Source organism: Thiohalobacter thiocyanaticus (genome assembly GCF_003932505.1).
In the GTDB taxonomy this organism is placed as follows: Bacteria; Pseudomonadota; Gammaproteobacteria; order Thiohalobacterales; family Thiohalobacteraceae; genus Thiohalobacter; species Thiohalobacter thiocyanaticus.
The window spans coordinates 2741251-2755032 of the sequence record NZ_QZMU01000001.1 but is presented as its reverse complement, the minus strand read 5'-3'; the positions used below and the strand labels follow the sequence as shown (position 1 = coordinate 2755032).

Genomic DNA, 13782 nt, shown 5'->3' with positions numbered 1-13782 from the left:
TTCTGGATTCCGGCATGCGCCGGAATGATGGGATATGCGTGTCAGGCATTCAGCTAACTCTCAATCGTGTTGTCGAGCTGTGGCAGAGGCTTCAGATCTGCGATGAAACCCGCAGCCGTATGGGCTGCGGCATGTCGTCCGGCGGTCGGTCCGTCAGCGGCGGCAGGGCCTCGATCCGACTGAGAAGGATGCGGTCGGTCTGTTCACTGCCGGTGGAACCGGCCAGCTCGGCACGGCGGATGCTGCCGTCGGCCGCCACCCAGATCCGGGCCACGACACTGTAGTCACGGCGGCGGATCTCGTCGTCTTCCAGCAGCGCCGTCTCCAGCTGGCGCTGCAGCTGCGAGGCGTACCAGACGAAGGGATCGCCCGCCTGCCCGCCGAGCAGACCGCGTCCGCCCTTGCGCGCGGCCAGGCCGAAGCCGTCGGCACCGGCCACGCCTTCGGCATTCAGGCCCAGCTCCTCGCCCAGCGGGGGCTGCTCGGCGACCTCTGGCATCTCCTCCGGCATCGCTTCCGGCTCCGGAACGTCCACTTCCTCCTGCGGCTTGGGTTCGGGCGGCTTCTCAATCTTCTTTTCCGGCCTGGGCGGCGGTGGCTTGACCACCGTTATCTGCTGCACCTTGCGCTCATCCGGCTGAGGCGGCTCGGCCCCCGTGAAATGCGTAATCAACAGCACCATGCCTACACCCACACCCACCACCACGGCGCTGCCGATGAGCTTGGGGAGGTGTCTTGTCAGGCTGCGTCGGGACATGCCGGCGGCGCGCTACTTGACTAGTTTCTGAGTGACCAGCCCGATCTGCGTTATCTCGAGCCGTCCCAGCAGGTCGAGCACATCGACCACGGCCTGGTACTGGATCGCCGAATCGCCCTTGACCACCACCGGCAGATCGGGATTGACCGCCGTGTGCTGCTGGAGGCTGGTTTCCAGCTGTTCCATGGTTACCGGATAAGTGTCCAGGTAGATGGTCCCCTCGGCGGTGATGGTGATCGCCTTGGTCTCGGACTTGCCGATACTCGGCGTGGCGCTGGCCTTGGGCAGGTTGACCATGATGCCCTGCACCGTGGCAGTGGTCATGATGATGAAGATCACCAGCAGCACGAAGGCAAGATCGAGCATGGGCACGACATTGATGTCGTCGTAGGGTTCGTTGTCCTCTTGTACGTTCATGGCGCTTTATCCTGCAGACTCAGCTGTGTTGTTCCGCGATCTTGGCGACGAATTCATCGGCGAAGACGCGCATGTCTGCCGAGATCTCCTTGATGCGCGAACTCAGGTAGTTGTATCCGAACAGGGCCGGGATGGCGACGGCCAGGCCGGCGACGGTGGCCACCAGCGCGGCGGCGATGCCGGGGGCGATGGCGTTGACGTCGACATCGCCGGAGGCGGCGATGGAGGCGAAGGTGATCATCACACCGACCACCGTGCCCAGCAGGCCGAGGAAGGGCCCGCCGGAAATGGCGATGGTCAGCAGCACCATCTGGCTGTTGAGCTTCTGATTCTCCCGCACCATGGCACTGTCCATGGTGGCGCGGATGGCATTGACTGCCTGCGGCGAGAGTTCCAGCGGCACGGCCTGGGCGCCGACGGCACGGGCGCTGCGGTGATGCATCTCATGCACAGCAGCGTGATATATCCGATAGATAGGGGAACTTTCAAAATGCTCGTGCTTGCCGGACAGGGCGGTAAGCAGAGCGGATTCGTTGCTGTCGTCCTCGGTATCCACGCTGTCGTCGTCAAGCGCATCCACCTTGCTGCCACTGATCCGGGCAAAGGCCTGCTGGAAACGGGGTTTGTCCTTGCGCACCCGGCCGATCACCAGCCCCTTGGAGACCATGACCACCCAGCTGATGGCAGCCATGATCGCCAGCATGACGATCACCACCCAGCCGTCGACCGTTACATTGGCCAGGGTCACGGCGAAATAGGAGTGGCTCTCCCCGCCGCCTTCCTGCTGCCCGTCCTCGCCATAGACCAGCAGATTGGATGCCGGGCCCTGGCCGTTGACGGCGGCCTGGATCCAGGCCGCACTGCGGGCGGTGTTGCTGACGCGCATCTCATCCAGCGCTCCGATGAAGCCAGCCTCACCGGCGGCGTTCATGCCCACCCGCAGATCGCCCTGCAGCGGCGGCAGCGCGGTCTCCACGAACGCCGTCTCCAGCCCGTCCAGGAACAGGGCCAGGCGCTCCTGCTCCAGGCGCAGCGCCAGGTGATGCCAGTTGCCCGGGGTCAGGGCGGCGTTGCCCGGCGTCTCGGCCAGCACCGCGCCGTCGGCCTCGACCCGGGCGGTGACGCTCAGGTCCTCGAGCCTCAGGCTGAACCGGCCGGCCGCGTCACCGCGCTCCAGCAGCACCGCGCCGCTCTGCCCGGCTTCGACCTTCACCCAGGCCGACCAGGTCCAGCCCTCCTCCGGCGCAAACGCCAGGGAGGGGGCGGCGGGCACCACCAGACCGCCGCTGCCGTCGAACGCCGCGCCATCGCCGATCAGTGCGGCCGGGTCCAGCGTCGCGTTGAACCCGCTGACATGATTGGCATAGGCGGTGGCATCGCGCGGCGGCGTCTCACCTTTCATGAAGTGATAGACCAGGGCCTCCCGGGCACCGAAGCTGCCGGCCGCATCCTGGGCATCGACGGCATCGGGGTTGCCGTAGTACATCCAGATGGAACGGGTGGCGGCACTGGCCGGCAGTTCGGGGATGCGCACCCAGATCAGGGCCATTTCATTGATGGGGTCGAACTTCTCGATGTGGTATTCCAGCGGCGTCTTGTCGTCCCCGGCGATGAAGCGGATGTCCTCGCCCGCGGGCATGATGTCGAGGAAATAACCGAAATTGCCGGTGTGCAGTCTTACCAGCACCGGGACATCGGTGAGCGGCTCGGCAATGTCGGCGCCGGCCGCCGTGGTATCCAGCGTGATCTGCTTGCGATACTGCCAGTCATCGCTCCACCAGGCCTGGGCCGAGAGCGGCAGCATGAGACAGAACAGAAAAAACAGGAGAGAACGCCGCATACCGGTTCCTTGATGACGTGTGTGTTCCAAGTGTGGGATTATCGAAAAACTATATTGCATGAATGTGAAGGTCGGACCGGCCGAAGCAATGTTCACCGGCCACAATCAGGATCATTCGCCGGACAGTCGCCGAAACCGACCACCTTGACGCTGAGGATACCGACCGCGGCCTGCTGCCCGGTCTCTTCCTCGTCGCCACCGCCACCGATGCTGCCGGTGGACTCCTCGGCCAGCTTGGAGGTGGAACTGGCGGCATTGCCGGCCCCGACGAAGCCAGCCCCGACACCGGCGCTGGCCGCCGGCACGCCGACGGAGACGCCGCCGACGTCAATATTGTCGGCCCCGATGACCTCGGTCGCGGCCAGGGTGAGATTCCCCGAGGTGCGGATGCCCGCATCACCAGCGTTGATCGCGCCACGCGGTGCGAACAGGAAGGCGTTCACGCCCTGCAGGCCGCTGCCCTCCACCGCCGGGGGAAATTCGATCACGGTTTCGCCGCTGGGCCCGATACGGGTGATGGGCGCCGGGATGGAGGTCACCGTCTTGGCTCCCTTGCCGGCATCGATGCCGCCGTTGGACGACCACACCAGCAGATCCCCCTGCAGGGCGAATACGCGGGTCGAGTTCACCAGCAGATCGCCGTCGACGAGGATGTTCACGTCCCCGGCCTGCGCGGCGACGATGCCGAGTTCGCTGGCCCCCTTGTCGATCAGGGTATCGCTGGCCGCGCCGGCGTTGATACCACCGCCGGGGACCAGCATGTCGATGCCGCCGCCGTCCAGCGTCTGCACCTGGCTGAGCAGCATACTGATGCCGCCGTCCGGGTCGCGTTGCGGGAACAGTGTGTCGATGGCAGCAAAGCCGCGGGAGAAATCCTCGGTGCCGCTGGTCTGGGCATACACACCGGACTCTCGCAGCTCGGTGAACAGGATTTCGCTCAGGAACTGGCGCTGCTCCCGGCGTGCAAGGCCGCGGAAGGCAGCCACCGGATCGCCGGCCGTAAAGGCAACATCGCGCGTCTGCAGGAATGCGGCCAGCGCCTCGCGGTAATCGACCACGTCGGCCTGCCCGCCGGTATCGACGCCATCCACCAGGTAGGCCTGAATGAAGCCTGCGTAGTCCGGATCGCCGCCCAGGCCGGCCATGGTAATGAGGCGGGCCCCGGTGTCGGCCAGGAAACGGTTCTTGATGTTGCCCACGGTCTCGATGCCGTCGCTGGTGCCGAGCCGGATGCTGCGTCCGGCCAGGAACTCCGCCACGCCGGGACCGGCGATCTCGAACTGGCTGACCAGGTCGGAATCCTCCTTGAAGGTCAGGAACTCACCCGTGGCGGGATCGCGCTGAGTGAGCTGGCGGATGTCACGACCGGCGATGAAGGAACTGATGTCGGTGGCGTTGGTGTTCTGGACCTTGGCTGAAACATTGAGAATGTCACGACCGGCCTGTACATGGCTGGCCTTGGCCAGGTCGAGTTCCCAGAAGGGTGTGCCGGCGGTCTCGATGGAGCCGCCTCGGGCGACCATCAGGTTGGGCCGGGGGTCGCCCAGATGGACCGGCACCTCGGCATGCAGGCGGAGATTGCTGAGACTGCCCGTGGGTGTCTGAACATCCGGCAGCAGCACGCGGTCCTGATCCGATTGCCGCAGACGGATCCTGACCGCCTGCGTCAGCACCCGCAGATCCCGGCCGGCGAGCAGATCGAGCTGGCCGCGGGCAGCCGGCAGCTGGGTCATGTTTTCAAGGATCCGCAGATCGGCGCTGAGGCTGGCCGCGCGGAAGTTCGGCGCCAGGGCATTGCTGTCGCCCGCCGTGCCACTCAGACTCAGATCCCCCGCCAGCGCGCGCAGGTCCAGGCTGGCGGTCTCAGTATAGGTATAGAAGGCGTTGTCGAAATAGGTCGCGCTCTCACCGATCCGCAACCCCTGGCTGGGGCTGATCGCCACCATGCCGAAGTCCTGCATCCGGGCGATATCGAGGTCGCCACCACTGGTCACGCGCACGCGGCTGTCGCCACCGGCGACGATCTCCAGTGGACGCCCCAGGTCGCCGGCGCCGGCGGTGCCAGCGACCCGGATATCGGCCACCCCGTCGCCCAGATAGAACAGGCTGTCTTGCATATCGCCGCCGAGCCCGACCCGCAGCAGACCGCCGCCGGCGACCTCCGTGATCTCCTGCGCCGCCACGAAGTCGCCGTTCGAATCCGTCACGGCACCATCCAGTGTCCGCCCGGTGGTGGGGATCGCCAGCGTCAGGCGGCGCAGATCACCGCCGCGCCCGGATCTCGACCTCACCGCCGCCCAGGGCGCCGATGCCGTTGGCGAAACGGTGGAAGGCGAGGCCCCAGTGGGTCGGCACCGCGCCCTCGTCGAGCGCCAGCTCACGGCCCTGGAAGTCCGCATCGCCGTCCGGGGTCGGTTCGCCGATGCGCGGCTGCCATTCGGTGGGCAGCGCCGGCGCGGCCGCGCCCAGGATGTCACCACCGGCGCGGACCCGCACGTCGCCACCGTCAACGGGGAAGATGGCCCCTTCGCCCATCCAGTCGTTGAAGGTGAACTCGGTGGTGAAGATTCCTGTGGACGGGCGCACTGATTCTATGTTAGGCGACAGACCCCGGTCACGCCCGGCGGTGTAGACCGCCGCGCCGTCGCCCAGGCGGATGTCACCGCTGGCGGCGAGTTGGATGTCTCCACTGCCGGTGCGGATCCGAACGGCCGGATCCAGTACCAGGTCGGCGACATCAGGCACGGTGGCCAGGGGGTCGGCTGCGCTCGCATCGGCACCGGCCACCAGGTTGAAGCTCCAGGCGAAGGGATTGGTATCCAAGCGGTCGGGCAGACCGGGCAGGAAGAAGCCGAACCCGGGGTTATCGAAGAAGGAATCGCTCAGATCCCCCTGCAGGCGCAGTTCATCCGTCGCGCGCAGGGTGAGGTGGCCGGGCCGGCCCGGATCGGTCGCGGTCTGGCCGAAGTGCCAGCCGCCGGCGCTGGCCGCGCCCTGGAAGTCCCAGTCGGCCGCCAGCACCAGGTCGCCGGCGCTCTCCACGCTCAGGCCGGGCAGGACGGTGAAATCGCCCACCGAGGCGGGCGCGGCCTGCAGGAAGGCCTCGGTCTCGGCTCGCCAGGCGCTGGTATCGGCGGCATCGATCAGCGTATCGTCAATGCGCCGGATGGCGATGAGTTCGGCCCGGGCCACACCGGCGAGATCCGCATCCAGGGTGCCGGCGACCAGGGTCTCGGTCTGGCCGTCCTGGTCGCTGTCCAGCCGGCGGGTATGCACCCGCACCACGCCGTCGCGTTCGGCGGGGGCCTGGACCAGGAAGGGATCTGACGCCGGCGCGGCTGTCCCGCCCCGGGTGTCGAAGCGGGCGCCGCCGGCGATCTCCACCCGGTCACGCAGACCGTCCGGGTCATCGCCATCGGCATCCAGGGCGATCAGGTCGATCTCGCCGCCCTTGGTATCCGGGCGCGGGGCGCCGTTCGCCTCGGGCGCACCGGTGGCGCGCAGCACGGCGGTGGACTCGATGTCGAGCCGATCACCCGCGGCCAGCAGGATGCGGCCACCGTTTTCATACACGCTGTCCGGTGCGGGCCCGGAGGCGTCCAGGCTGCCCGCCACCCGGACATCCCCGGTATCGGATACCGCGCGCAGGCTGTGACTGCGGAGGGTCTCGCCGGCCCCGATCAGGATGGACTGTTCGCGCAGGCGGATGTCACGGCGGACGCTGAAGCCGCCGCCGAGGAGGTCGTTGAGTGCGCCGAAGGCGCCGGCGGATGCGTCGCCGGCAACATCGAGCCGCCGGGCATCCAGGATGAAACCGCCCCCGCGCACCCCGGAACGCAGTTCGGCGTCGGCGGCGACCCGGAACTCGCCCGCGGGCGTATCGATCTGGATGGTGCCGGCCCACTCCCCGCCGGCCGTACCCGGCGCGACATTCAGCACCACCCCGTTGTCCACGCGCACGTTGCCGGTGTCGGCACGCAGGAGGATGTCCCCGCCGGGGGTTCCCACCGTTTCCGGGCCGAAATCCAGGTTGCGGCCACCGACATCGGCAATGGCACCGGCACCGAGCACCAGATCGTCACCCGGCACCGCCGCGGCCGGGTCGCCGGTCTGGTGCAGCGTCAAGCGACCGGAGGGCAGTACCGTGCGGCCGCTGTAATGGACGGCAGTGCCTTCCAGCCGCAGGGCTGCCGCGAGCCCGGCGCCGGACGGCAGCGCGGCCGCGGCATCACCACCGCTGATTGCGAGTGCACCGCCCCGGGCGCGGATGGCACTGTCGGCGCCGGCCGCGCCGGCAATCACGGGGGTGTCGATGCTCAGCGGCGCTTCGGCCCTGAGTTCGCCGGTGCCGGAGACCAGCAGCGATTCACGCGCCTGCGCCGTTACCCTGCCGAAGCCCTGCAGGGCGAAGTCACCCGCATCCAGGCGCAGGCGATCGGCCAGCAGTTCCAGTCCACCGGCCGCCGGCGCCAGACCGAGCCCGGCCAGGCTCCCACCGCCGCTGTTGCCCAGCCGGATCTCGCCGGCGTCGAGACCGACGGTGAGGCCGTCATTGTCACGCCCGACAAGCCCCTGCGCATCCAGTTCAAGGCGGTCGAAACGAATGTTGTTTCCCGTAGCCGGTTCGGCCAGTTTGCCGAATACCTCGATGGTCGAGCCGGAACGCAGCACCAGGTCGCTGCCGGCCAGTCCCGCCAGATTGGCATTGGACAGGATCAGGCCGTCACTCAGACCCCGGCCGTCGGTCTCACCCAGACTGATGCCGGCCGCACCCAGGCTGACCCGGGCCCCACCGGCCGCCTCGATCCGTCCGGCGATCACGGCATCGCCCGCCACATCGGCGACCACGGCGCCGGCCGCCTCCAGCCGACTGCCGGCCGTCACCTCCAGCTGCCCGTTCGCCGTTCCGGTCGGGCTCGGCCGTGACAGTTCGAGCCTGCGATCCGAGACCGCCACCACCGCAGCATCGCCGTTGCTGCCGCCGTCGCCGGCGACAATCAGGGTTTCGCGCTCGCCGCTGGCCTCGCGGCTGGAACTCAGGCGGGTCGAGGCGCCACCGGCTTCGCCCACGCGCACCTCATCACCCACCAGGATCAGTTCGGGCACTTCAAGCTCCACGCCGGCAGCGACCTCGACCGCATCGGCGCGCGCGCTGATCACCAGGCCGTCCGGGGAGACGCGGCGGCTGCCGCCGATCAGCAGGCTGTCCGCCCCCAGACCTTCGAGCTGCGCGGCCAGCAGTTCGATACCGTCCTGCCCGCTGGCCTGTTCCCGAATGCGGATCGCGTCCGCCAGGATATCGACCTGCGACCCCAGACCCTCGTGCGTGCCGCCCTGCGCCAACCGGCCTTCCAGCCGCAGCGCCGTACCGGCTTCCAGGCTCAGGGTACCGGCATCCTGCGGCCGCCGGGCATTACCCTCGCCGTAGAACTCCGCCAGTGCGGTCTCGCGGTATTCGGCGCGCTGGCGCACCTGCGCGCCAGTCTCGATGGCAAAGCCCTGGCTGCGGCTGGCAGCGGCATCGCTGCCGGCCACGCCGTAACGGCCGCTCAGCACTGGTGCGCCATCGGCGCGCAACCGACCCGCGCCGGCCGTGATGTCGAGGGTTCCGGCCACCGGCGTGACCAGGTAGCCGCCAAACAGGGCGTACCGCGGCGGTAGGATGGCATACTCACCCGCCGGCAGACCGGCGATGCCTTCATCGAGCAGCAGGGTATCGCCGCTGGTGAAGCCCTGAATGGCCCCGGCGAGCGGCGTCTCCAGCGGATCGTAGGGGGCGAACTCGCCGGCATGCGGCACGATGGCGAAGGCGGGGTTGGGGGTGGTGCTGTCGTCGGCGCCGATGCCGGCCAGCAGGATGTCGCGGCTGCCGCCGGGGCCGGGCACGAACTCGGTGGCGCGCGCCTCGGTACCGCCGCGCAGGTCGAACACCGCGTCCGGGTTGATCTGAATATCGGGACCGCTGAGGCGCATGCGCTGCTGCGGCAGGGCACGTTCGAACGCGGCCGAAACCGATTCCGTGAACACGATGTCGCCGTCGTCGTTCAACCGGTTGGGGAAGACCAGCGAACCGTCGGGCTGGGTACGGAAGAAGGGCGCCTGCACGTCCTGTGCCGAGGTCGAGGTCAGGCTGGCAGCGTCGATCAGCAGCTGCGAATCCGCCTCCAGCGCGATTTCGCCCAGCGGGGCGAACAGGTTACCGGACTGACGGATCCGGTCCGCGGCAAGACGCAGCCTGCTGCCGATGGACAGCGGGATATCCGTCAGCGCAGCGGACGGGCTGTGGATTTCGATGGCGCCCCCGGCACCGATAACCTCGAGCGCGAACTCGCTCAACGTGGTCGCATGCACCCGCTGTGCGTTCAGGTGCAGGTCGCCGGCGCTGCGCAGCAGACCGGTGAAGTCATCACTATTCACCACCCGCACACCGCGCAGACGCACATCACCCCTGGCGTTGACGTCCACCGCCGGCGTGCCCGGGCGGCCGAAACCGCGGGTCACCAGTTCGCCGGCGAATTCGACCAGTTCACCGTCCACCCGCAGCCGGCCGGCGCCGGCGCTCGGGTCGAGACTCAAGCTCACGCGGGCGGCATCGTCGGCATTGTTTTCCACATCGCCGCTGGCATCGAAGCGCACGGCCGGCGTGGCCCCGTCGAGTCGCACCCGGGCAGCGGTGGAACCGAGCACGACATGCGGCGCGGACAGGTCGACCCTGGCAGCCCCGGTGGTGCGAATCACGGGGGCATCCAGCCGGATGCGCCGGTCCAGGCCAAGAGCGGTATCGCGGGTGAATTCGATCACCGGGATGGAATCCGGCCGGTCGGGCACATTTTCGTTCACTGCCGAGGCCCGCACACTGAGATCGAAGCTGTCGAAGCCGCCCGCAACGAGCTGGCTGACCGGGACGTGGGCGGTACCGATCAGGGCATCCGGGAGGGCGTCCGTGGCCCCGGGCAAAGTGCCACTGAAGTCCTCGAAGCGCACCACTGTCTCACCGCGATGGAAGAAGTCCACCACGTCCGGGTCCGGCGCGGCAGCACCGCGGCTGTTCGGATCCAGCCGCAGCGACAGGCTGCCCCCCGGGGCATTGAGTCGGTCGCGGGCGCTCAGGGTACCGGTATATATGAGGTTTTCCGCCGCGCTGAGTTCGATGCTGCCCGCCGCCCCGGCCACCTGGCGGCGGCCCAGCATGCCTCCGGCCCCGAGATCGAGCGTGCCGACCGCGGCATCGACACCGATATGCGCGCCAGCCTCGGCCAGGAGTGAACCCTGTCGCGCCCGCAGGCTGACCCGACCGGCATCCAGCACCTCGCCGATGCGCCGGCCGGTGGCGCTGACCGGATCGACGCGCACGGCGCCCCCGGCCAGCAGGGCGGCATGGGGGCCGAGCCAGATCCGGTCCTGGATACTTGCGCTGTCGCCGGCGCCGTCGAGCAGCACCTCGATACTGCCGGCCGGGGCACTGACGGTGCCGTCAATCAGGATGTTGGAGCCGGAGGTCAGGCGGATGTCCGCACCGGGCTCGGCAAGCAGGCGGCTGTTGCTGCCGAGCACCAACTGCCCCAGATCGCCGGAGGCCAGGCGCAGGTCCACCGGCGTGCGCTGGAAGGCCGGGAGTCGTTGCACGCGGGTGAAGGCCGCAACCGAATCTGCCGATGGCAGCCGTTCGAACGGGCTGTCGTTGGAGTTCGGGTTCATGGCCGCGGCGGCATCTGCCGCGGTCTGCAGCTGCAGGGCGGCCACCGGGTCCAGAAGCGGTGTGGCCACGATCAGGGCGACCTCGGTCCCGGCCGCCACTTCGAGATCATCACGCAGGGCGGTGAGATCGAAGGCCTGGAAACCGCCGCGCTGGAAGGTGTCGGAGCCAACGGTCAGCATCGGTTGCGCCCCCGAGGCCGGCGGCTGCAATCCGAACTGGCGGCTGCCCTGCAGCCTGTAATCACCGCTCACATCAGACCCGGCACCGGCGATGCGGATCCGGCCGGCCTCGACGGCCAGCCGGCCGCCGCCGCCCATGCCGAAACCACGCAACTCGCCCGCCAGTACCAACCGCGACTGCAGTCCCAGCTCGCCCGAGGTCCAGCCCTGCAATGCGATGCTGCCGCCGCGTCCGGCACTGAAATCGCCGTCGGCCCCCAGATGGGCTCCGCCATCCACATTCAGCACAGCGCCGGAACCGACCTCGATATCGCGTGCCGAACGAAGCAGGATGTCGCCGCCGCCGGTCACGATCGGCGCCGTGGGCAGCTGCGGATTGACCGCAGCGCTGTCATTGACCCAGCGACCGCTGACATCGAGCTTGCCGCCTACGTTCACCCTGGCATGTTCCGCCGTCGGCAACAGCGCGCCGAGGCTGCCCAGGTCGCCGAGACCGGCGGCCGAACGGCCGCTGCGCAGCGCCTCCAGGGCCACGCGGCCGCCGGGGGCGCTGACATCGGCTTGCATCCAGACCTGTGTGCCGAGCAGCTCCAGATCACTGAAGGCAGGCAGCGCGAGATCCCGGTTGACGATGATGCGACCGGCGTTGTCGATGTCGATCCGGCTCACACCGCTGCCGGCCAGCACCGCCGGATCAAGAACGAAAGCGGCACCGGCACCGGCAGGATGTCCGTCCAGCGTGGGCAGCGCCTCGTCGCTGCCGATCACCAGATCCTGCAGATTGATGTTGAGCTTCTTGATCACCAGTTCGCCGCCGCGCGGCAGCTGATCGAAGTCACGCATGACCGCAGCGAACCTATCCCCGCCGAGATCGACGGGCTGGCGGCGTTGATTGCGTCCCACCGTGGTGCGGGCAACCAGATCGCCGTCAAAGTGCAGGCCCGGGGCGGTCAGAGCGAGCGTTCCGGCATCCTTGCCCTCGACGTAGCCCGGCTCGAAGCTTCCCCGGCTCATGCGGAAGGCCTCGGTCACACCCCACTTGGCATGCTCGATCTCGAGCTCGCCCAGCACGCCGGCATAGCTCAGATTGGGATCCGCCTCAGCGATATCCACGACCCGGCCGTCCCGCGTCACCAGTTTGCTGGTGCTGAGATTCGCGCCCGTGCTGGTCACCGCGCCGCCGCTGATATCGAGGGTGGCGCCCGATTCGACTTCGATGCGGCCGCGTGATTTCAGTTCGATCCTGCCGCCCGCGGACAGGCGTTCGTTCACGCCACGCTGAATGGCACCGCTGGTATCCACATTGAGAAAGCCGGCGCCCTTGCGGACATCGATCTTCAGCGTCTTGCCGTCGAGCACCCCGTCACGCTGCTGCGGCGCATCGGCCAGTTCGTTGCCGCGGGCCTCGATCTCGACCAGGTTGCGTGCCACCGACACCTCGGTAGTGTCATCGCCGGAGACGTCGATCACGGCCCCCGACTCGAGCCGGATCCCGGCACTGGAACCCTCGGGATCGGCCGCGGTGTCGAAACTCGGCTGTTTCGGCTGGGCGTTGGCTTCGACCACCACCTCGCCGCCGGTGGCCGTGGTACGCGACCCGCGCTCGAACAGGATACGTTCGCCCTGAATGGTGATGCGCGAAAGGGCCTGTGCCTGGGTATCCGGCGCGGTGGCGGGATCAGCATCCGCCACCACCTCAGTGACACTGCCGGTGCCCAGGCGCACCTCGCCGGCACGCGCCGCCACCGGCCGAAAACCGTCCACCTCGTTGCCGCTGATATTACCGGCAGCAGTGCCGTTCATGTCCTGGGCCACCAGGCGCACACTGCCATTGAGCGAAACGCTGGTCGTGGCACGGGCCAGACCCCGCTGGTTCACCGCCAGCCCCAGTAGCGATACATCGCCCCGCTCGGCCACCAGTTTGCCCAGGTTGGTCACCTCGCCACCGGTCTTTACGCCCACCAGCAGACCACGCAGGGGGTCGCCCTCCCCGGCCGGGGCTATGTAGACCTCGTCTTCCGAGGCAGCGAGTATGATCTGGCCCTCCGGCGACACGATCTCGCCGGCATTGCTCACCCTCGGCGCGAGCAGCATCACCCGGCCGTTCTTGCCGGAGCGGATCTGCGCACCCGCCTCCACCCGTATCTCACCCATGGGCCCGCCGGCAGCAAAGGCCGCCGGATTGCCGTCCTCGTTGATGGCGTTCTCAAAGCCGGCCTCCTGGTACAGCTCATCATCGATATCCAGCGTGGACGCGACCAGGCTGCGGGTGTCGACCCGGGCGTTGGGGCCGAACAGGACACCGTTCTGATTGATCAGGAATACCCGGCCATTGGCGGTGAGTCGACCGTCGATCACGCTGGGCAGATCAGCCGTACCCAGCACCCGGTTGAGCGCAATGGAGGAGGCACGCGGCTGATCGAAGATGACCTCATTGTCTTTCGAGATATTGAAGCTTTCCCAGTGCAGGGTCGCGCGGTCGGCGCTCTGGTCGATCCGCAGGCTGCGGCCTCCGTAGGCGTTGGCGAAGGGCTGGCCGGGAAGATTGGCGCCGTCGAAGCGCACCACCGCGCCGGTCTGGTCGCGCAGCACCACGGGCAGGTCGTCGGCGAGCACGGCCGGGGCCGGTGTCAGGCCGAACAGCAGCCCGGTCACACCTGCACGGACAGCGGCCGCGAGCGGCGCCCCGCGTCGGCAGGCGTAGCTGGAGGATTCTATGCTGTAGTTTTTTGTTGTACGCATAAGTTGCATCAGCCAACGCAGGGCGCGCATGGCGCACCAGTTCCAGGATATCCCCGCTCTTCACAAGACCGGCGCTTGTTCATGCACACCCGTCGCGGTGCACATGAAAAAGCGCCGGGCGAAGCCGCGTTGCACGGCCCCGCCCGAC

General features: G+C 68.2%; 5 protein-coding genes. All 5 read right to left on the bottom strand.

Annotation, left to right across the window (positions count from 1 at the left end):
* Nucleotides 1-91: 91 nt before the first annotated feature.
* Nucleotides 92-757, bottom strand: coding sequence for a TonB C-terminal domain-containing protein (locus tag D6C00_RS12895; protein WP_125182075.1), 666 nt, complete (start codon nt 755-757; stop codon nt 92-94).
* Between the two features lie 12 nt (nt 758-769).
* A complete protein-coding gene (locus tag D6C00_RS12890; RefSeq protein WP_125182074.1) occupies nt 770-1174 on the bottom strand; it encodes an ExbD/TolR family protein in 405 nt (134 codons plus the stop codon).
* Between the two features lie 19 nt (nt 1175-1193).
* Nucleotides 1194-3014 (bottom strand): DUF2341 domain-containing protein, encoded by a 1821-nt coding sequence (locus D6C00_RS12885; protein ID WP_125182073.1) that lies wholly within the window; start codon nt 3012-3014, stop codon nt 1194-1196.
* 92 nt (nt 3015-3106) lie between these two features.
* On the bottom strand, nt 3107-5221 hold the full coding sequence (locus D6C00_RS12880; RefSeq protein WP_158675420.1) for a filamentous haemagglutinin family protein: 2115 nt from the start codon (nt 5219-5221) through the stop codon (nt 3107-3109).
* A gap of 55 nt (nt 5222-5276) precedes the next feature.
* Complete coding sequence (locus D6C00_RS12875) at nt 5277-13634, bottom strand: filamentous hemagglutinin N-terminal domain-containing protein (RefSeq protein ID WP_158675419.1); 8358 nt, start codon at nt 13632-13634, stop codon at nt 5277-5279.
* Nucleotides 13635-13782: the final 148 nt, after the last annotated feature.

Coding starts and splice junctions, on each gene's coding strand:
- D6C00_RS12895 (WP_125182075.1), bottom strand. CDS start 757: ATGTCCCGACGCAGCCTGACAAGACACCTCCCCAAGCTCATCGGCAGC.
- D6C00_RS12890 (WP_125182074.1), bottom strand. CDS start 1,174: ATGAACGTACAAGAGGACAACGAACCCTACGACGACATCAATGTCGTG.
- D6C00_RS12885 (WP_125182073.1), bottom strand. CDS start 3,014: ATGCGGCGTTCTCTCCTGTTTTTTCTGTTCTGTCTCATGCTGCCGCTC.
- D6C00_RS12875 (WP_158675419.1), bottom strand. CDS start 13,634: ATGCGTACAACAAAAAACTACAGCATAGAATCCTCCAGCTACGCCTGC.